At 57.8% G+C, this 20,929-nt stretch carries 17 protein-coding genes; 14 read left to right on the top strand and 3 right to left on the bottom strand.

The genetic code is table 11. The annotated features are described in order from the left end of the window. Positions 1–161 precede the first annotated feature (161 nt). From F3J36_RS12305 to npr, 11 genes are all read left to right on the top strand, one after another. Positions 162–1,145, top strand: coding sequence for a calcium/sodium antiporter (locus F3J36_RS12305; RefSeq protein WP_166719797.1), 984 nt, complete (start codon positions 162–164; stop codon positions 1,143–1,145). Between the two features lie 12 nt (positions 1,146–1,157). Beyond that, a complete protein-coding gene (kdsD, locus tag F3J36_RS12300; protein ID WP_021507738.1) occupies positions 1,158–2,138 on the top strand; it encodes an arabinose-5-phosphate isomerase KdsD in 981 nt (326 codons plus the stop codon). 13 nt (positions 2,139–2,151) lie between these two features. After that, positions 2,152–2,718 (top strand): 3-deoxy-manno-octulosonate-8-phosphatase KdsC, encoded by a 567-nt coding sequence (gene kdsC, locus F3J36_RS12295; protein WP_021507739.1) that lies wholly within the window; start codon positions 2,152–2,154, stop codon positions 2,716–2,718. Further along, positions 2,715–3,287 carry an LPS export ABC transporter periplasmic protein LptC gene (gene lptC / locus F3J36_RS12290; RefSeq protein WP_021507740.1) on the top strand — a complete coding sequence of 191 codons (573 nt, stop codon included), beginning with the start codon at positions 2,715–2,717 and terminating at the stop codon, positions 3,285–3,287. Before kdsC ends, lptC begins: the two co-directional genes overlap by 4 nt. Continuing rightward, positions 3,262–3,816, top strand: a complete 555-nt coding sequence (gene lptA / locus F3J36_RS12285; protein ID WP_031279739.1) for a lipopolysaccharide ABC transporter substrate-binding protein LptA — start codon at positions 3,262–3,264, stop codon at positions 3,814–3,816. Before lptC ends, lptA begins: the two co-directional genes overlap by 26 nt. 5 nt (positions 3,817–3,821) lie before the next feature. Then, positions 3,822–4,547, top strand: coding sequence for an LPS export ABC transporter ATP-binding protein (gene lptB, locus F3J36_RS12280; protein ID WP_010618248.1), 726 nt, complete (start codon positions 3,822–3,824; stop codon positions 4,545–4,547). A 48-nt stretch (positions 4,548–4,595) separates the two neighbouring features. Further along, positions 4,596–6,029: an RNA polymerase factor sigma-54 gene (gene rpoN / locus F3J36_RS12275; RefSeq protein WP_031279740.1), complete on the top strand. Its 1,434-nt coding sequence runs from the start codon at positions 4,596–4,598 to the stop codon at positions 6,027–6,029. Positions 6,030–6,050: 21 nt separating this feature from the next. Beyond that, positions 6,051–6,338: a ribosome hibernation promoting factor gene (gene hpf / locus F3J36_RS12270; RefSeq protein ID WP_010618250.1), complete on the top strand. Its 288-nt coding sequence runs from the start codon at positions 6,051–6,053 to the stop codon at positions 6,336–6,338. Positions 6,339–6,504: 166 nt separating this feature from the next. After that, the gene (gene ptsN, locus F3J36_RS12265; protein ID WP_031279741.1) at positions 6,505–6,987 is read left to right on the top strand and encodes a PTS IIA-like nitrogen regulatory protein PtsN; all 483 of its coding nucleotides are present in this window, start codon (positions 6,505–6,507) and stop codon (positions 6,985–6,987) included. Positions 6,988–7,039: 52 nt separating this feature from the next. After that, on the top strand, positions 7,040–7,894 hold the full coding sequence (gene rapZ, locus F3J36_RS12260; RefSeq protein WP_021507744.1) for an RNase adapter RapZ: 855 nt from the start codon (positions 7,040–7,042) through the stop codon (positions 7,892–7,894). Beyond that, positions 7,891–8,163 (top strand): PTS phosphocarrier protein NPr, encoded by a 273-nt coding sequence (gene npr, locus F3J36_RS12255; RefSeq protein WP_058759594.1) that lies wholly within the window; start codon positions 7,891–7,893, stop codon positions 8,161–8,163. Before rapZ ends, npr begins: the two co-directional genes overlap by 4 nt. A gap of 5 nt (positions 8,164–8,168) precedes the next feature. Here the strand turns inward: npr and mtgA are convergent, their stop codons facing one another. Further along, the gene (gene mtgA, locus F3J36_RS12250) at positions 8,169–8,891 is read right to left on the bottom strand and encodes a monofunctional biosynthetic peptidoglycan transglycosylase (protein WP_031279742.1); all 723 of its coding nucleotides are present in this window, start codon (positions 8,889–8,891) and stop codon (positions 8,169–8,171) included. A gap of 306 nt (positions 8,892–9,197) precedes the next feature. On the opposite strand from mtgA, the gene F3J36_RS12245 reads away from it, so the two are divergent. Further along, positions 9,198–9,542, top strand: a complete 345-nt coding sequence (locus F3J36_RS12245) for a hypothetical protein (protein ID WP_166719796.1) — start codon at positions 9,198–9,200, stop codon at positions 9,540–9,542. 248 nt (positions 9,543–9,790) lie between these two features. Here the strand turns inward: F3J36_RS12245 and arcB are convergent, their stop codons facing one another. Continuing rightward, positions 9,791–12,124, bottom strand: a complete 2,334-nt coding sequence (gene arcB / locus F3J36_RS12240) for an aerobic respiration two-component sensor histidine kinase ArcB (protein WP_058759597.1) — start codon at positions 12,122–12,124, stop codon at positions 9,791–9,793. Between the two features lie 884 nt (positions 12,125–13,008). Here arcB and F3J36_RS12235 point away from each other — a divergent pair. Together F3J36_RS12235 and F3J36_RS12230 are read left to right on the top strand one after the other, a co-directional pair. After that, positions 13,009–18,540, top strand: coding sequence for a glutamate synthase-related protein (locus F3J36_RS12235; RefSeq protein WP_166719795.1), 5,532 nt, complete (start codon positions 13,009–13,011; stop codon positions 18,538–18,540). 53 nt (positions 18,541–18,593) lie between these two features. Next, a complete protein-coding gene (locus F3J36_RS12230; protein ID WP_166719794.1) occupies positions 18,594–20,348 on the top strand; it encodes a sulfite reductase subunit alpha in 1,755 nt (584 codons plus the stop codon). Between the two features lie 111 nt (positions 20,349–20,459). Here the strand turns inward: F3J36_RS12230 and sspB are convergent, their stop codons facing one another. After that, a complete protein-coding gene (gene sspB / locus F3J36_RS12225) occupies positions 20,460–20,927 on the bottom strand; it encodes a ClpXP protease specificity-enhancing factor (protein ID WP_166719793.1) in 468 nt (155 codons plus the stop codon). Between the last annotated feature and the right edge of the window lie 2 nt (positions 20,928–20,929).

The following is a 20,929-nucleotide window of genomic DNA, read 5'->3' as shown; positions in this document are numbered from 1 at the left end:
ACGATAGTTTTACAGAAACTTACCCGTCCGGTGTGGCGAAAACGGCCTTAAAATTTACTTTTGCCTCTCAGACAGTCAAAATCAGCGCCTGATTCCGCACGCGCACTGCTTTTACCTGTCGGACAAGGTTTGCCGGCACCGTTATCCATCAAGGATTTTTCATGTTCGTAGCCACTGCCCTGCTGTTTATCGGATTGATTTTACTGGCTTACGGAGCTGACCGCCTGGTGTTCAGCGCCGCGATCCTGTGTCGATCCCTTGGCATTCCACCGTTGATCATTGGCATGACGGTGGTGAGCATTGGCACTTCACTGCCGGAACTGATCGTCTCGTTCTCTGCCGCACAGCATGGTCAGATGGATTTGGCCGTGGGTACCGCGCTGGGCTCGAACATCACCAATATTCTGCTGATCCTGGGTGGCGCTGCGCTGATGCACCCTTTAACCGTACACTCCAATCTGATTCGCCGCGAACTCCCTCTGCTGCTGCTGGTCTCACTGCTCAGCGGCATCATGCTGTTTGATAACCAGCTCAGCCGGCTGGATGGCGTGGCACTGCTGCTGCTGGCGCTGGGTTATCTGCTGGTGGCGATCCGCATCGCCCGGCGGGCCGAGCGCGATAATAATGACACCCTGACGCGTGAACAACTGGCGGAGCTGCCGCGCGACGAAAGCGGCAATACGGTGGCGTTTCTCTGGCTGGCGGTGGCGCTGATTATTCTGCCGATGTCGACGCGCATGGTGATCGACAACGCCACGGTGTTTGCGGATTACTTCGGCGTTAGCGAACTGGTGATGGGACTGACGCTGATTGCTGTCGGTACCAGCCTGCCGGAACTGGCCACGGTGCTGGCCGGCGCGTTGAAAGGCGAAGACGATATCGCCATCGGCAACCTGATTGGCGCCAATATCTTCAATCTGGCGATTGTGCTGGGCCTGCCGGCGCTGGTGCATCCCGGCGCGATCGATGCGCATGCCTTTGCGCGGGATTACTGGATTATGCTGGGCGTCAGCGTGCTGTTCGCCCTGCTGTGCCTGCTGCGCAAGCGCCGCATCGGCCGCGTTGCGGGCACGCTGCTGTTAGGTGGATTTATCGTGTGGGTGCTGTGGCTGTGGCTCAGCCCCACGCTTATCGCAAGCTATTAAGGATGACTGACCATGTCACATCAGCAACCGGATTTCGACTTCCAGCAGGCAGGTAAAGCGGTACTGCGCATTGAACGCGAAGGGCTGGAACAGCTCGATCAGTATATTAACGCCGACTTCAGCCGCGCCTGCGAAATGATCTTTGCCTGCCGTGGCAAAGTGGTGGTGATGGGCATGGGCAAATCCGGCCATATCGGCAAGAAGATGGCCGCCACCTTCGCCAGCACCGGCACGCCGGCGTTCTTCGTCCACCCCGGCGAAGCCAGCCACGGCGATCTCGGCATGGTCAGCACCAACGATGTGGTGATCGCTATCTCGAACAGCGGCGAGTCAGGCGAAATCCTCGCGCTGATCCCGGTGCTCAAACGGCAGAAAGTGCAGCTGATTTGCCTGACCAGCCGTCCGGAGAGCGCCATGGGCCGGGCTGCCGATGTGCATTTATGCGTGAAGGTGCCGCAGGAAGCCTGTCCGCTCGGGCTGGCACCGACCTCCAGCACCACCGCCACGCTGGTGATGGGCGATGCGCTGGCGGTGGCGCTGCTGGAAGCGCGCGGCTTCACCCAGGAAGATTTCGCGCTGTCGCATCCGGGCGGCGCACTGGGGCGCAAACTGCTGCTGCACGTCAGCGACATTATGCACAGCGGCGATGAAATTCCCCACGTCACCCGCGACGCCTCGTTGCGCGACGCGCTGCTGGAAATCACGCGCAAAAACCTCGGCCTGACAGTGATTGTCGACGACCTGATGAAAATCGAAGGAATTTTCACGGACGGTGACCTGCGCCGCATCTTCGATATGGGCATCGATTTCCAGTCGGCCCGCATCCAGGATGTGATGACGCGCGGCGGGATTCGCGTGCGCCCTAACCTGCTGGCGGTGGACGCGCTTAATCTGATGCAAAACAAAAACATCACTGCGCTGCTGGTGGCCGATGACGATCGCCTGCTCGGTGTGGTACATATGCATGACATGCTGCGCGCTGGCGTAGTCTGAACGGGAAACAACAATGAGTGCTGAAACCACGATGGTCGACACCTGCTACGGTCCGGTGAGCGCCGACGTGATGGCGCGGGCGGCCAACATCCGCCTGCTGATTTGCGATGTCGACGGCGTGATGTCCGACGGCCTGATTTACATGGGCAACAGCGGTGAAGAGCTAAAGGCCTTTAACGTGCGCGACGGTTACGGCGTGCGCTGCCTGCTGACCTCGGACATCGAAGTGGCTATTATTACCGGCCGCCGCGCTAAACTGCTGGAAGATCGCTGTAAAACGCTCGGTATTACGCATCTTTACCAGGGACAGTCGGATAAGCTTTTGGCCTGGCGCGAACTCCTGGATAAACTGTCACTATCGGCAGACCAGGTCGCGTATATTGGTGACGACCTGATCGACTGGCCGGTAATGGCACAGGCGGGTCTGAGCGTGGCCGTCGCCGATGCGCATCCGGTGTTACTGCCGCGCGCGCATTATGTGACGCGCATTGCTGGCGGTCGCGGTGCGGTACGTGAGCTATGCGACCTGATTTTGCTGGCGCAGAACAAATTTGAGGATGCCAAAGGGCAATCAGTATGAGTAAAAGCAGGCGTTGGATAACGCTGATTCTGGCGCTGATCGCCCTGGTGCTGATCGGCTGGAATCTTACCAACCAGGACGACAGCGCCACGCCGGTGGCGACCAACGATCAGGCGCCGACCTACACCAGCGCCAACTCCAGCACCGTGGTGTATAACCCGACGGGTGCGCTGGCCTATAAGCTGGTCTCGGATAAAGTGACCTACTTTTCGGCCGAAGAAGTGAGCTGGTTCGATAATCCGGTGATGACCACTTACGACGAAAACAAAGTGCCCACGTGGTCGGTTCGTGCTGACAAGGCAAAGCTGACGAAAGATCGTATGCTGTATCTTTATGGCCACGTTGAAGTACACACATTGACGCAGGATTCCCAGCTTGAGCGCATCATCACGGATAATGCTCAGGTTAATCTGGTCAGCCAGGATGTGACGTCTGACGATCAGGTCACCCTATTTGGCCGCAGTTTTAACTCCACTGGCATGAAGATGCGCGGCAACCTACGGACAAAGAATGCCGAGCTGCTTGAAAAGGTCAAAACCTCCTATGAAATTCAAAATGAACAAAAATAGCCTTAAGTTGCTGCTGGTGAGTGCGCTGCTGGCAACCAGCCTGCCGGCGCTGGCGTTAACGGGCGATTCGGACAAGCCGGTTAACATCGACTCGGTGAACCAGGCGCTCGATTTGCAGGGTAACGTCGCCACCTTTACCGGCAACGTGATCGTGACCCAGGGCACCATCAAAATTACCGCCGATAAAGTGGTGGTAACGCGTCCGGGCGGCGACAGCAATAAAACCATCGTTGATGCCTACGGCAATCCGGCCACCTTTTATCAGATGCAGGACAACGGCAAACCGGTGCAGGGTCACGCCGCCAAACTGCACTATGAGCTGGCCAACGATTTCGTCGAGCTGACCGGCAACGCCTTTATCGAGCAGCAGGACAGCAACATTAAAGGCGATCGCATCACCTATCTGGTGAAAGAGCAGAAAATGCAGGCCTACAGTCAGGGCCAGAGCAAGCGCGTCACCACCGTGCTGGTGCCGTCGCAGCTGCAGGATAAAAACGGTTCGTCTGCGAGCCCCAAAAAGAGTAACTGATCGCTATGGCCACATTAGTCGCTGAAAACCTGGCGAAAGCCTACAAAGGCCGTCGCGTAGTAGAAGATGTCAGCCTGCAGGTGAAATCCGGCGAGATTGTCGGCCTGCTGGGCCCCAACGGGGCCGGTAAAACCACCACCTTCTACATGGTGGTAGGCATCGTGCCGCGTGATGCCGGCCGCATCATCATTGATGAAGAAGATATCAGTATTCTGCCGCTGCATGCGCGCGCGCGTCGCGGCATCGGTTATCTGCCGCAGGAAGCGTCGATCTTTCGCCGTCTGAGCGTCTACGACAACCTGATGGCGGTACTGCAGGTGCGTGACGACCTGACGGAAGAGCAGCGTCAGGATCGCGCCAATGAGCTGATGGACGAGTTCCACATCGGCCATCTGCGCGACAGCATGGGCCAGGCGCTGTCGGGCGGTGAACGTCGCCGCGTCGAGATTGCCCGTGCGCTGGCCGCCAATCCAAAGTTTATCCTGCTGGATGAACCTTTTGCCGGCGTTGACCCCATCTCCGTTATCGATATCAAAAAGATCATCGAACACCTGCGTGACAGCGGCCTCGGCGTGCTGATCACCGACCACAACGTGCGTGAAACGCTCGCGGTGTGTGAGCGCGCATATATCGTCAGCCAGGGCCATCTGATTGCCCACGGCACGCCAGATGAAATTCTTGCAGATGAGCAGGTTAAGCGGGTTTATTTGGGCGAAGAGTTCAGACTCTGATAAGGTGTCGGCATACCCGACATTTGCTTAGGAAATTCTAGCCGGATTATGAAGCAAGGTTTGCAACTCAGGCTCAGCCAACAGCTGGCGATGACCCCCCAGTTGCAGCAGGCAATCCGCTTGCTGCAACTCTCTACGCTTGAACTCCAGCAGGAACTGCAACTGGCGCTGGAAAGCAATCCGCTGCTTGAACAAACCGATCTGCACGATGAAGTCGACGCCCGCGAGTTTCAGGAGAACGAGGCGTTAGATACTCGTGAGGCACTCGAACAGAAAGAGATGCCGGAAGAGCTGCCGCTCGATGCCACCTGGGACGAAATCTACACGGCCGGTACGCCCTCCGGCACCGGCACCGATTACCAGGACGACGAGCTGCCGGTGTATCAGGGTGAAACCACGCAGTCGCTGCAGGACTATCTGATGTGGCAGGTAGAACTGACGCCGTTCACCGACACCGACCGCGCCATCGCTACCTCCATCGTCGATGCCATCGACGATACCGGTTATCTCACCGTCAGCTTACAGGACATTTGTGACAGTATTGGTGACGAAGAGCTGACGCTGGAAGAGGTGGAAGCGGTGCTGAAGCGCGTACAGCGTTTCGATCCGGTGGGCGTCGGCGCACGCGATCTGCGTGACTGCCTGCTGGTACAGCTGTCGCAGTATGCGGCCGATATGCCGATGCTGAACGAAGCACGGCTGATTGTCAGCGAGCACCTCGACCTGCTGGCTAACCACGATTTCCGCAGCCTGATGCGCGTGACGCGGCTGAAAGAAGAGGTGCTGAAGGAAGCGATGCTGCTGATTCAGTCGCTCGATCCGCGCCCCGGGCAGTCCATCAATACCAGCGAGCCCGAGTATGTGATTCCCGATGTGCTGGTGCGCAAGACTGGCACGCGCTGGACGGTGGAGCTGAACGCTGACAGCCTGCCGCGCCTGAAGATTAATCAGCATTACGCCGCGATGGGCGGTTCTGCGCGTAATGACAGTGACAGTCAGTTTATTCGCAGCAACTTACAGGAAGCCCGCTGGCTGATTAAGAGCCTGGAGAGCCGCAACGACACGCTGCTGAAAGTGACGCGCTGTATTGTCGAACAGCAGCAGGCGTTTTTTGAACAGGGTGAAGAGTATATGCGTCCGATGGTGCTGGCGGATATCGCCCAGGCCGTGGATATGCATGAATCCACCATTTCCCGCGTCACCACGCAAAAGTATTTGCACAGCCCGCGTGGCATTTTTGAACTGAAGTATTTTTTCTCCAGTCACGTCAGCACCGAAGGCGGTGGCGAAGCCTCGTCGACGGCGATCCGTGCACTGGTGAAAAAATTAATCTCCGCGGAAAATCCCGCAAAACCCTTGAGCGACAGCAAACTGACCTCCATGTTATCTGAACAGGGCATCATGGTGGCGCGACGTACGGTTGCTAAGTATCGCGAGTCTTTATCTATACCGCCATCAAACCAGCGCAAGCAGCTGGTTTGACCGAAACAAGAAGGAAGACCTATGCAGCTAAACCTTACCGGACTGAATGTTGAGATAACCGACCCACTGCGCGAATTTGTAAATAACAAATTTGCCAAACTGGAACACTATTTTGATCGTATCAATCAGGTTTATATTGTTCTGAAAGTGGAGAAGGTGACGCAGATTGCGGAAGCAACCCTGCACGTCAACGGCGGGGAGCTGCACGCCACATCGGAAGCGGAAGACATGTACGCGGCCATCGACGGGCTGATTGACAAGCTGGCCCGTCAGCTGACCAAACACAAAGACAAACTGAAAAAACACTAACCTTCACGCTTGCAGAGTGCTGACGGGTTCGGCACTCAGAGGAGAAATGGGGCGGGTCACCGCCCCGTTTTGTCATCTGCGCAAGCGCCTGCAGTCACCTGCCCTGCCCGTTCGCGGTGTCCCGGTACGTGCCTTACGGCTATGTGAACACGCAAGTGAAACGATGATGAACAACGATCTGACACTGGAATTGAGCGCGGTCCTTTCGCTGGACTGCACCCGCAGCGGCGTACACTGCCAGAGTAAAAAGCGCGCGCTGGAAATTATCAGCGAGCTGGCCGCTAAGCAGCTCAATCTGCCGCACCAGACGCTTTTTGAAGCCATCCTGACCCGTGAACGCATGGGCAGTACCGGCATTGGCAACGGCATCGCCATCCCGCACGGCAAGCTGGAGGAGGATACGCTGCGCGCTGTTGGCGTGTTTATCAGCCTCGACCAGCCTATCGCCTTTGACGCCGTCGACAACCAGCCGGTTGACCTGCTGTTTGCCCTGCTGGTGCCCGCAGACCAGTGCAAAACCCATCTGCACACCCTGTCGCTGGTGGCGAAACGCCTGGCGGATAAAACCGTCTGCCGCCGTTTGCGCGCGGCACAGAGCGATGAAGAGCTCTACGCCATCATTACAGAAGCTCAGGAAGATCACGCTTAAGCGACAGACACTTTTACCGGCCTGCGTGCCGGTTTAACACGGGAGAAATGTGATGGTGCTGATGATCGTTAGCGGTCGGTCAGGCTCAGGAAAATCAGTCGCGCTGCGCGCCCTTGAGGATATGGGCTTCTACTGTGTCGATAACCTGCCGGTGGTGCTGCTGCCGGAGCTGGCGAACACCTTAACCGAGCGCAATATCTCAGCGGCGGTTAGCATTGACGTGCGCAACATGCCGGAATCACCGGAAGTGTTTGAGCAGGCACTGAACAATCTGCCGGAAGCGTTCTCGCCACAGCTGCTGTTTCTGGACGCCGATCGCAACACGCTGATCCGCCGCTACAGCGACACGCGCCGCCTGCATCCGCTCTCCAGCAAAAATCTGTCGCTGGAAAGCGCCATTGATGAGGAAAACGATCTGCTGGAGCCGCTGCGCTCGCGTGCGGATCTGATCATCGATACCTCAGAGATGTCGGTGCATGAGCTGGCAGAAATGCTGCGCACGCGCCTGCTGGGCAAGCGTGAGCGTGAACTCACCATGGTGTTTGAATCCTTCGGCTTCAAGCACGGCATCCCGATCGATGCCGATTACGTGTTTGACGTGCGTTTCCTGCCTAACCCGCACTGGGATCCGAAGCTGCGTCCGATGACCGGGCTCGATCGTCCGGTGGCGGCCTTCCTCGATCGTCACACCGAAGTGCACAACTTTATCTACCAGACGCGCAGCTATCTCGAGCTGTGGCTGCCGATGCTGGAAACCAATAACCGCAGCTATCTGACGGTGGCGATTGGCTGTACCGGCGGTAAGCACCGTTCGGTCTACATTGCCGAACAGCTGGCAGACTATTTCCGTTCGCGCGGTAAGAATGTGCAGTCCCGTCATCGCACCCTGGAAAAACGCAAATCATGACCGTGAAGCAAACCGTTGAGATTCGAAATAAGCTGGGTATGCATGCGCGCCCGGCGATGAAGCTGTTTGAGCTGGTGCAGAGTTTTGATGCGGAAGTGCTGCTGCGTAACGAGGCCGGTACCGAAGCCGAAGCCAGCAGCGTGATTGCGCTACTGATGCTCGACTCCGCTAAAGGCGGTCATATCGAAATCGAGGCCAGCGGCCCGCAGGAAACCCAGGCGCTGGCCGCGGTCATTGAGCTGTTTGAAGCCGGTTTTGACGAAGACTAACCGCGTCAGTGCAGCTGGTAACGGTTGAGGAAGCCCTCGCCGCCCAGCTGGCGCATCTGGCGCATAATCCACTGCTGGCGCTGACGAATGTAGCCGGACGGCGCATCCGCGCGGAAGCGAATCGGATTCGGCAGCACCGCCGCCAGCAAAGCGGCTTCCGCCATGCTCAGCCGACTGGCAGGCTTGTGGAAATAGCGCTGCGATGCCTCTTCCACACCAAACACTCCATTACCGAACTCCGCAATATTCAGGTACACCGTCAGAATGCGGCGTTTGGTCCATACCGTTTCCAGCCCCACCGTCAGCCCGGCCTCCAGCCCTTTGCGCACCCAACTGCGGCCATCCCACAAAAACAGGTTCTTCGCCGTCTGCTGAGACAGCGTTGATGCGCCGCGCATCCGTTCGCTGCCGTCATTGTCCAGCACCTGCTGAATGGCATGCACGTCAAAGCCCCAGTGCTCGGGGAATTTCTGATCTTCCGAGGCGATCACCGCCAGCGCCATCCACGGTGAAATCTCATCCATTCCCACCCAGTCTGAATGGGCGACATAATCGAAGCGTCCGCTGAACCACGCGCCAAGCTGCCGCTCCACCATTACCGCCGAAAACGGCACCGGCAAAAATGCGAACAGCACGATGCCGGCCAGCCACAGACCCAGCCATGCCAGAAGCACCCTGCCAGCCAGCCGCTTCAGGCGCTGGACCATCTTCCCTTTACTCTTACTCATGCAATCGTCTCTTACCGGTTCCCTGGATTAATCAATTACTCAGGTCATGATTTCAAATAGCGGTGATGCAAGCCGGAATTTTATCTCTGCGGCATCGCGACCACCAGCCAAACTCATTGCGCGGGCAACCATCGTTCCTCTATTAGAGCCAGTCGCATCAAGCACTTCCGGCAAAAAGGAATCGGTTCCATGCAGAAAAATCGCGCAGCGCGCACGGGCATAAATACTTAACCGATTGTGATGCCGCTCACGTTAAACCTTTCACGATGTTTAACTATCATCTTTAGTAGTCAGTGAAGATGTTCATTGACAACCGAGACCATTCTGAAAAACACGGCGCAAATAGCGACAATTACGCTTCAGACCAGGGCGCAACCTGTAAAACGTTTTACCGCCCATCCGGTTTACGCTAACCGTTCAATGCCCGAACTGGAACTTTCAGCCGGGGGTTTCCAAAACGTTTTGGATAACCGCCGCAAAATCTGGTTATTCATTATTAGAATCAATAACATGAGCATAAAAACGGCCGTTGCGCTGCGCTTTTTGCCGTTTCCCTTCGCCGCGCAGCGCTTTCCGGACCGCGACTGTGGGAAAACCAGGCAAAAAAGCGAACATTTGCTCAAAAATAGTGCAATACGCCAAAGAAATTGATTCCTTGCTTGACTGTGTCAGCAAATTAATGTTTTCTGTATTTAAACGCTGCTCAACATCACACAATTTAATGAATCTTGTCACAAGCTGTGGCGAATTTGCTAAGGTGATTTTGAAGCGTTAACCAATACCACGCTGTTGCTTTTGTATTCGATTTCTAATAATAGCAGCAGCGCCCATTTCCCTGGTGTTGGCGCAGTATTCGCGCACCCCGGTTTCGACTGGGGTCATTTTTTTTCTGGCCCGCGCTATTTTTCCCGCTCCGCAACCCAGTTCCGTAATACTTCAACGTCGTGCCGCCATTCGTGCTTTAGCTCGTCAACCCACTCCTGCACGTTGTCCCACCAGGCGGGCAATTCAGGTGACTGAATCTGTTTCGCCAGCTTCTGCAGATGCAGCAGGCCGACGGATCCCGCCGCGCCTTTGATCTTGTGCCCCTCTTCGGCGATGCCCTTCTGGTCACGCGCCATCATGTTGGAGTCCAGCACTTCAAGATAACCCGGCATCATCTGCTCGAACATCGTCAGGCTTTGGGTGATCAGCCCCGGACCAACCAGCTCGATATACTGCTCCAGCATGTCGACATCCAGCAGCGTGCGTGACTGTTCCGCGTCGGCGTCACTCACCACCGCTTCGGCTTCGGCCTGGTAATCCCAGAATTTCTTGATCATCGCGGTCAGCGCCGGCACCGCCAGCGGTTTGCTCAGCACATCGTCCATGCCGGCATCGAGATACTCTTTTTTATCCTTCAGCACGTTGGCAGTCAGCGCCACCAGCGGCGGCAGCGTCACGCCGGCGTGCTGCTGATGAATGGCGCGCGACACATCGAGGCCGGTCATGTCCGGCAGCTGGATATCCAGCAGCACCAGGTCGAACTCCTGCGGATCGAACATCGCCAGCGCCTCACCGCCGGTCATCGCCACTTCCACGCTGCAACCCAGCTTCTCCAGTACCGAGCGCGCCACAATCACGTTGAGTTCGATATCTTCTACCAGCAGCACGTGCAGCGCCGGCAGCGGCATGCTGTCGTCCTGATCCTCATCTTCCACTTCATCCGCCACGCGCGGCGCGTGGATTTCCACGGTAAAGCACGAGCCCTGACCCGGTGCGCTGCTGACGGTGATATCGCCGCCCATCGCCTGCGCCAGCCGGCGTGACACCGCCAGGCCAATCCCGGTGCCGGTGGCCGGTTTACCGCCGTGCTGATCTTTCACCTGGTAATACATGGCGAAGATTTTGTCCTGCTCTTCCTGCGGAATGCCCATCCCGGAGTCCTGCACCTCAAAGTGCAGCGTTTCGTCCTGGCGATAAGCGACGCGCACCACGATTTCGCCCTGCCGGGTAAACTTCACAGCATTGCCAATCAGGTTCCACAGAATCTGGCGCAGGCGCGTGCCGTCGGCGGAGATCTTGTGCGGCAGCGGCAACTCCGGTGCCATGACGAACTTCAGCCCTTTCGGCTGCGCCAGCAGGCCGGAGAGGTTTTCCAGGTCGGCGAGGAAGCCGGTGAAATCCAGCGGCTGGTTATCCAGCTGCACTTTGCGCCGCTCAATCTTGTCGACTTCAATCACATCATTAAAGATGTTGCCGAGGGTGATGGCCGAGACGTGAATGGTTTTCAGGTACTTCAGCTGCTCCTGATTGAGATCGGTATCCAGCAGGATGCGGCTTAATCCGACGATGCCGTTAAGCGGCGTACGCAGCTCGTGGCTGATGGTGGAGATAAAGGTGGTCTTTTCACGGCTGGCGTTCTCCAGCGCGTCCTGATAGCGCTTACGCTCGGTAATATCGCGTCCGAAGCCCATCAGGCCGCTGCGCTTACCGACGCGGTCGTAATACGGCACTTTGCGGATTTCAAAGCAGGCTTTGCGCCCGTCCGGATACTGCAGCCACTGTTCATAGGTGAGCGACACATTGTGGCGAAACACCTTCTCATCGGTCTCCAGCACTTTGGTGGCGGCATCTTCGTCATAAATGTCGCGCGGCGTCAGGCCAATCAGCTGCTTCTCGCTCAGGCCGGTGAGCAGTTCCATGGCGCGGTTACAGCCGGAGAACTGTTTGTCGATGTTGCGATAGAACACCAGGTCGGGCGAGGCATCAAGGAACGAACGCAGGAAGGAAGATTGCTGCTCCAGCTCAATCTGCGCCTGTTCACGCCGCGTCATCTCTTCGCGCAGCTTATCCATCACCTGCTCGCGCGCCTGCTCTGCTTTAATACGGTCGCTGATTTCCTGGTTCAGCTGGCTGATGGTCTCTTTCATCTGCTGATTCAGTTCAAGGTCGCGCGTGCGCATCTCCTCCAGCTTGTCCACCAGCTTCGACAGCCGCTGGCGCGACTCCTCCAGCTGATCGACCACCACGGAGAGAAAGTAGACCGCCCACGGGGTAATCAGCAGGCCAAAAAACACCGAACGCACCACGTCGATACTTTCAACGTGGCCACGCAGCACCATGGTGACCGCCATCTGCACCACCATTGCCAGCACCACCAGCGCCGAAGCCAGCAGCAGCGAAAACCGCACCAGCCCGAGCTTGACCATTAAATCCACGTAGTACTGTGCTAAAAGACGAATCTGTTTCATTACGCGCTCCCTGAACGAATCTGGCTCATCATAGCGTAATTATCTGCGCGCTGCGCCGCCGCACGCGCCGTGCGGACTGACTTTACGCCCTGTTATGGTGCAGCAGCGCGGCGTTTCGCCGACGTTCGCGCCTTTATGCCTAAAGCGCTTGACTAATTCTGCTAACTGAATAATCTGGAGGGCCGCGCTTTTGCGGGTCCCGGTGCCGCGTGCCCGGCGCATCCGCTTTCTGCAGCCATCCCTCCTGATGGTTGCCTTCCGTTATTGCATATCCATTCAGCTTAAGTGCTGTTTTAATCACACCCTGGTTAATTAATTTTACTAATGGCAACCGCGTTTTGATTCAAATGTTCCGCCATAAGAAAAACAGATACATGCTGTGCACGAAACGGTCCAAACAGAATTTTGTGCTGGCATCCCCACATTCAACAGCATGGTCTGGAAATATGAGGCCGATCACACAGTGAGACGGCTCACACTTCATAAGGGAATCAGCAAGGTCAGATTGACATATATTTACGTAATAAAAACATAATAATCATACAGTTAAATCGCAAAAAGGCTGATTAACCGTAATAAAGCTGGCTATTTGACCTGAGTTCGCTTTCCCGATAAGTTGGAATTCCGCTGGATGCTTTCCAGTCGGGACTGTGTCTCGGCATATCTATGCAGCAAGAAGACTCCCTCTGGATGCAAGTTATCTCCCTTAGAGACCGGATTTTATGGACAGCCAATCAAGGACGTGAATCAGTGCCTTGATTGTCGTTGTCCGGTGTTGCGACGTCCGCGTAAAAGCGCGCGAAAACAAATTGATACAGCACGCAGCAGCGCTCTGTGCCTGAAATAATGCAGGTAATGTCTAAAGCAGTTTAAGGAGACCCTCAATGTCCACTCAACAACCTAACCCCTGGGGTTTGTATGATCCATCAGCAGGAAGCGACAGCTGTGGTGTAGGTTTCATTACCCGCAAGGACGGCGAGCAGACCCATGAAATCCTGCAGATGGCGCATAGCGCCCTGTGCACGGTACCGCACCGTGGCGGGATGTCTGCAGAGGGTGTGGGCGATGGCGCGGGCGTTAACGTTGACCTCTCCCTGAACTTCTTCCGTAAGCTGACCGGTCAGGCGCTGGAAGCGGGCCGCTTTGGCGTGGGCAACTTCTTTGTGCCAAAAGATGCGGCGCTGCGCGCGAACGCAGAGCGTCTGGTTGAAGAGACGCTGGCGGCTTACAACTTCCCGGTGCTGCTGAAGCGTGATATGCCGCTGGACAACAGCGTCACGCGCCCGGCCGCACAGCAGTTCCAGCTGCCGATCGTGCAGTGGGTGTTTGCCGCACCGCAGGACGTTACCGAGCAGAGCGACTTCGAGCGCCACATTTACCGTGCGCTGCTGGACATCGAAGCACGCGCCTTTACCGAAAGCGAATTCGGCGGCCTTTATCCGCTGTCGCTGTCGTCGCGCACTCAGGTGTTCAAAGCCCGCCTGAACTCCAATGAAGTGATTCCCTACTTCAAAGATCTGACCGATCCCGATCATCAGGTGCGCGGACTGTTTTTCCATACCCGCTTCTCCACCAATACCGATCCGCATACCACGATGGCGCAGCCGTTCCGCCTGATGGCGCACAACGGTGAGCTGAACACGGACCGTAAAAACCGCATCGCGGAAGCGGCACTGATGCTGGCGCGCGGCAAAAAGATCGTGCGGCCAAAAGGCCAGTCTGACAGTTCGCGTCTCGATCAGAGCATCCACAGCCGTCTGATGGAAGATAACCTCGATCTGATCAACGCCGTGGTTTCAATGATGCCGCCGGCGTGGGAAAACGACACCTCGCTGTCGGCTGAAGTGCGTGCCATGCTGGAATACTTCTCGCTGTATGAAGAGAAGAACGACGGCCCCGCCGCGCTGATCTTCGGAAACGGCGAAGTGATTGGCGCACGGCTGGACCGTCTTGGTCTGCGTCCGCTGCGCTCCGTCGAAACCGCTGAGTACATCGGTGCGATGTCAGAAGCCGGCCAGATCGCCTTCCCACCGGAGAGCGTGCTGCGCCGTGGCCGTATCGAAGCTGGCGGCATGCTCTATTACGATCACAAAGAGAAACGCTCTTACACCACCGTGCAGGCGCTGGAAAAGCTGGCGGCGGAAAAAGATTATCTGTCCCTGGTGCAGGCGGCACGCGTTGAACTGCAGCAGCTGCCGGAAGTGCCGGCAGAGAAACTCGGCTCGCCGCTGCGCTATCGCGGCGACCTGAAAACCTATCAGCGCTTTGTGGCTTACTACTACAACCAGGAAAGCTTCAAATTCATGATGGATCCGATGCTGCAAACCGGCGCTGAGAAGATCTCCGCGATGGGTTACGGCAACGCCATCAATGGCCTGTCCGATCATGAAGGCGGCATGGCGCACTACTTCTCGCAGCGCTTTGCACAGGTCACCAACCCGCCGCTCGACTCCATCCGTGAAGCGGACGGCATGACGCTGCGCGTGGCGCTCGGCGCCAAACCGCATCTCGGCCGCAGTAAAGGCCAGCAGATCATCGTGCCAAGCCCGATCCTGACGCACCTGGACATGCTGCGTCTGCGCGAGCAGAAAGTGGCGCCGTATGCGCGCTTCGAGATGCTGTATGAGCCGGTCATCGGTAAAGACATCGTCAGCCGCGCCGCCAACGCCAAAGCGCTGGAAAACGCTATCGATAACCTGGCGCAGCAGGTGGTGGATTTTGCCCGTCAGCAGGGCGGCATCGCGGTGATCACCGATCGCCATATCTCTTCAACCCATGCTGCCATTCCGATGCTGCTGATGGTGTCGGCCATCAACCAGCGTCTGGTGCAGGAAGGTCTGCGTCTGGATGTGTCACTGGTGGTCGAGAGCGGCCAGAGCATCTCCTCACACCACATCGCCGCCACGCTCGGCTTCGGCGCCTCTGCCGTGTATCCGCTGGGCGTACAAATGCGCGCGGAAGAGAAGTTTGGTGAAGGTGAAGAAGGCAACAAAGCGTTCAAACGCTATGCCAAAGCGGCAGAAAAAGCGCTGATGAAAACCATGGGCAAAGTGGGCCTGTGTACCGTTGAGAGCTACAGCTGCGGTGAGTTCTTCGAGCCGAACTTCCTCGATACCGAAGATCCGGTGCTGAAGAAATATTTCCCGAATATCAAAACTCCGGTGGGCGGCGCGGGCTTCCCGGCCATCGCGCAGATGGCGGTGGACTGGCACCAGAGCGCACTGAAAATTCAGGGCGAAGCCGAAGTGCCACTGCTGGGTCTGTTCAAAGAACGTTCTGAGGGTGCGGGCCACTCGTATGGCACCATCGCAGTACGTACCTTTATTGATATGACAGAGCAGCCGATTCGTTTCGCCGACAAAGCGCGCGAAGAGGACAACTTTATCCGTCTGATGACGCTGGCCAGGCTGGACAACGCGTTCAGCATCAAAGCCGAGTCGTTTAAAGACAGCAGCTTCGAGCGCATCCCGAATGCGGTGATCGACAGCTTTGCTATCACGCCGGATTACCGTCAGTTCTCCAGCCTGATGCACGCTGAGCGTAAGCGTCGTCCGGCGGCGCTGCGCGACATCCTCGCGCTGCCGTGCGATCTGACCCACGTGGACAGCGAAGCCGAATTTGGCCGCAAGCTGGGCCGCTACTCGCTGGTCAACAACGGCTTCGCCATTCGCGGCCTGCGCTGCGAAGCGGTGAACGGCAGCCTCAACCAGTTTGAGCTGCGTCTGATTGATGCCATTGCTGGCCTGAAGCCGGAGAGCGAGCGTCTGGCCGCGCTGTCACGCGCGCTGAAAACCCGCTTCAACGATGAAATCGAAAGCAGCAGCATCACTGAAGGCGTGTTGCACATTACCGCTTACGGTCAGGCAGCAGATTATCTGGCGAAAATCTTTACCGCGCTGCCCTCGCTGCCGCTGGAAGAGATCCAGCCGGCGCACGAAATCACCCGTACCTTCGCCTCAGGCGCCATGAGCCACGGCGCGCTGGTCGCGCCGGCGCACGAAGCGGTAGCGCACGGCACCAATATGGTGGGCGGAATGAGTAACTGTGGTGAAGGTGGCGAACACTATTCACGCCACGGCACCATTCGCGCATCGCGCATCAAACAGCTGGCGTCCGGTCGTTTCGGCGTGTGGGCGGCTTATCTGGCCGACCCGATGCTGGAAGAGCTGGAGATCAAAATCGGTCAGGGCGCTAAACCGGGCGAAGGCGGTCAGCTGCCGGCACCGAAAGTGACGGTGGAGATTGCGGCCGCACGTGGCGGTACGCCGGGCGTTGAGCTGGTATCACCGCCGCCGCATCACGATACTTATTCTATCGAGGATTTGGCGCAGCTGATCCACGACTGTAAAGCGGCGCGCGTGCGCGTTATCGTCAAACTGGTGTCGTCTGAAGGCATCGGCACTATCGCAGTCGGCGTGGCAAAAGCCGGCGCAGACGTCATCAACGTCGCCGGTAACACCGGCGGCACCGGCGCGGCGTCGGTCACCAGCCTGAAATACACCGGGCGCGTGGCGGAAATCGGTATCGCCGAAGTACACCAGGCGCTGTGCGCTAACGGGCTGCGTGACAAAGTGCAGCTGCGCTGTTCCGGCGCACAACAGACCGGCAGCGACGTGATCAAATCGGCCCTGCTCGGCGGCGACAGCTTCGAGTTTGGCACCACCGCGCTGATGATGCTGAAATGCGTGATGGCGAAAAACTGTAACGTCAAATGCCCGGCTGGCCTCACCACTAACGCTGAAGCCTTCGATGGCGATCCGCGTCAGCTGGCGCAGTACTTCATCAACGTGGCGCAGGAAGTGCGTGAGTTCCTCGCACGCCTCGGTCTGCGTTCGCTGCGTGAAGCGCGCGGCCGCTCTGACCTGCTGCACCTGATGGATCATCCGCTGGAAGTGGGCAAACTCGATCTGCGCGCCATGCTGACCGTGGTGCCGGAGCAGAAGATCGCTCAGCCGGTGTATCTGGAAAAAGATTTCGAACTGGACGATGGCTGGGTAGACGAGCTGAAAGCGCAGCTGGTTGATACCGCCCGCCGCGAGGCTACGCTGGGTAACGGCGTAACGCTGAACAACCGTAACAAGAGCGTTGGCGGTCAGCTGGCGATCGATATTGAGCGCATGCTGAACCACGAGCTGTCGGCGCAGCAGCTGGCCGCGCTGCCGGCGGTACTGCAGGATGACCGTGGCCGGAAATATCTGGCACCGCGCACAGTGCAGATTGATACCCGCGGGTCAGCCGGTCAGTCATTTGGCGCGTTCTGCAACGACGGCATGCAGATGAAGCATTACGGCACCTGTAACGATGGCGTCAGTAAAGGTCAGTGTGGCGGCGAACTGGTGGTGATGTCACCGGGCGGCGGCGCACAGGACAGCGACGGCAACGTGCTGATCGGTAACTTTGCGCTGTTCGGCGCGACCGGCGGTCGTCTGTTTGTTCAGGGCCAGGCCGGTGACCGTTTCGCCGTGCGTAACTCGGGCGCCACCGCGGTGGTGGAAGGCGTCGGCGACTTCTGCTGTGAATACATGACCAACGGCGCGATTCTTAACCTCGGCACCTTTGGTAAAGGTTTCGGTAACGGCATGAGCGGCGGCTTCGCCTATCAGTATGATCCGTACCGTTCCCTGGCCGCGCACGCCGCCGGTGATTCGGTGCTGTTCGGCTCCATCGCTGACGAAGACGAAATGGCGCAGGTGCACAAGCAGGCAGTGCTGACCATGCTGCACTGGCACCTCGAAGCTACCCAGTCGCCGCGCGCGGCGTGGCTGCTGGAGAACTGGGAAACCGAGTGTCAGCACTTCGTTTATGTGATGCCGCGCTCGCTGCTGCTGTATCAGGACGGCGGCGAAATTCTGAAAGCGAAAACGCGTAAGGATCTGCTGGAAGAGCTGTCCACGTCGCTGGCCGCGCATCAGGTTGCCAAGTTCAAATCAGCCTGGCGTGCGGGCAAAACCATCGCCGACGGTGCGGTACCGGCCTACGGCGCGACCGATACGCAGGAGATGTTTGTTCTGCTGAATAACTACACCGTTCTGAGCTTCGCGCAGCAGCTGGCGCTGGGCAAACTGCCGAAAGGCACAGCGGTGGAAGATGCGGCAGTCGAGAAAGCGGTTCGTAACCTGCTGATGACCGAAGATTTCGCGCTGGTCAGCAAGCTGCAGCGTCATGCCCGTGCGGCCATTGAGAACTACAGTGATGATGAGCTGGCAAGCCTGATCGCTGCCAAACGTATGTCGGATTACAAAGCCGCGCTGACGCAGCGCAACATTCGCTCCATGGACAGCCTGGCAACCTATGGCTGGATCATTTATCAGGACGCCTGCAACCGTGAGGTGCTGGGCCATCTGCCTGATTTTGAAGAGCTGTTTGCACGCGCCGCACTGCCAGAGATTGCCGCCGCGGTCGGGAAACTCTCCTGATTGCGCTGCGAAAGAAGATTGATGACGATAAAACGGTTTGAGTACTGATATCCATGAAGATTCCTTACATTCCTGAAGACGCGCCGTTTAACGGCGAACAGAAATACTGGCTGGCGGGGTTTCTCGCCGGTCTCCACTCGCGCCTGCTGGTATTAGAAGACAAGCAGACCGCACCGGCAGCGGGCGCCAGCGCCACCACCCAGCTGCATATTCTGTTTGGTTCCCAGACCGGTAACGCCGAAGCGCTGGCGCAGACCGCAGCCAAAGCGGCGCGCGCTAAAGGCCTGGTGCCGGTAGTGCAGGCGCTGGGTGAAGTGGATCTGGATGTGTTCGCCACCATGCGTCATGTACTGATCGTCACCTCCACCTACGGCGAAGGCGAAATGCCGGACAACGCACAGCTGTTCTGGCAGGCCATCTCAGCCAGCACCGCGCCGCGTCTGGAGCAGATGCACTTTGCCGTGCTGGCAATCGGCGATACCGGCTACGACGGTTTCTGCCAGGCCGGTAAGTTCATTGATATGCGCCTGGAGCAGCTGGGGGCGAAACGCGTGGTGGATCGCATCGACTGCGACATCGATTACGAAGAGCCTTCCAGCGAGTGGATTGGCAGCGCCATGCCACAGTTTGCCGCCAGCGCGGGCAGCAGCGGCACGGTGCTGGAGAGCGCGCCGGAAGCGCCGGTAATCCCGGGCAGCAACAAGCAAAACCCGTACGCGGCGGCGCTGGTGACCAATAAGCGTCTGTCCGGCGAGCAGTCCGCCAAAGATATCCGTCACTTCGAATTTGACCTGAGCGACAGCGGCCTGAAATACGAAGCCGGCGATGCGCTGGGCGTGATCCCGGTGAACGATGCCGGGCTGGTGAGCCTGCTGCTGAGCGAACTGAAAGCCGACTACGAAACCCCGGTGCCGGGCTTTGACCGTAACCTCGGCGATCTGCTGACCTATCAGTTTGAGATTTCTGAGCCGTCGCGCAAGCTGATTGAGTGGGTCGGACAGCACACCACTAATCAGGAGCTGCTGCACGTCCTGCAGCACGACGATAAAGACACGCTGGCCAACTGGCTGTGGGGCAAAGATACGCTGGATCTGCTGCAGCTCGAGCTGAAGCGTAATCTGTCGGTGCCGGAGCTGGTGGCGATGCTGCGTCCGCTGCAGCACCGTGCTTACTCCATTTCGTCCAGCTCGAAGGCGCACCCTAACCAGGTGCATCTGACCATCGCTTCCGTGTGCTATCACAGCGGTGGCCGCGAGCGTAAAGGCGTGTGCTCCACCTATCTGGCTGAACGCGTGCGTCGCGGAGAGAAGCCGGCGATCTTTATTTCGCCGAACAAAGCGTTCCGCGTGCCGGCGAACAATAACGCCCCGCTGATCATGGTCGGTCCGGGTACCGGCATCGCGCCGTTCCGCGCCTTCCTGCAGGAGCGTCAGGCGACCGGTGCTGAAGGTAAAAACTGGCTGTTCTTCGGCGACCAGCATCAGGAACATGATTATATTTACGCGGATGAGCTGGCGGGTTGGCAGCAGAGCGGTTTGCTGACGCATCTCGACCTGGCCTTCTCCCGCGATCAGGAAGAGAAGATTTACGTGCAGAACCGCATGCTGGAGAAAGGCGCTGAGCTGTACGCCTGGCTGCAGGAAGGCGCCTACTTCTACGTCTGTGGCGATGCCTCACGCATGGCGAAAGATGTCGATGCCGCGCTGTATGAAGTGGTGCGTCAGTTCGGTGGTCTTTCCAGCGAACGTGCCGCAGCCTATATCGATCAGCTGAAGAAAGATAAGCGTTATCTGCGCGACGTTTATTAAGATCGGTACAAAGGGAGCGCTACGCTCCCTTTGGTCTGCTGCGCACTAAGCCGCGCCGCGACACAGGCATAAAAAAACGGGCTAATCAGCCCGTTTTTTATTTTCCGCGATTTACTTCACTACGCGCAGTGAAGGACGTCCACCGCGCGGCGGCGGTTCGTCATCCGTCGCATCGTCCGGACGGTCACCATCAATCACCGACATCAGCGTCTCTTCCTGGCCGCCTTCCTGCTCGTCGCCGGACAGCTCATAAGCAGGCTCCGGTTCGAACATGGTGCCGGCGCCGTTTTCGCGCGCGTAAATCGCCAGCACCGCAGCCATCGGCACGGATACCTGGCGCGGCACGCCGCCGAAACGCGCATTGAAGCGCACCTGATCGTTGGCAAGCTCAAGGTTACCCACCGCGCGCGGTGCGATGTTCAGGACAATCTGTCCGTCACGAGCGTACTCCAGCGGCACCTGTACGCCAGGCAGATTGATATCCACCACCAGATGCGGCGTCAGCTGGTTGTCGAGCAGCCATTCATAAAAGGCCCGCAGCAGATAGGGACGGCGGGCAGTAAGTTGCGACATTTCCATAG

This window comes from Pantoea sp. Cy-640 (assembly GCF_011752635.1).
Taxonomy (GTDB): Bacteria; Pseudomonadota; Gammaproteobacteria; order Enterobacterales; family Enterobacteriaceae; genus Pantoea; species Pantoea dispersa.
Note: the sequence above shows the minus strand (reverse complement) of the source record. Positions and strands in the feature narration are given on the sequence as shown.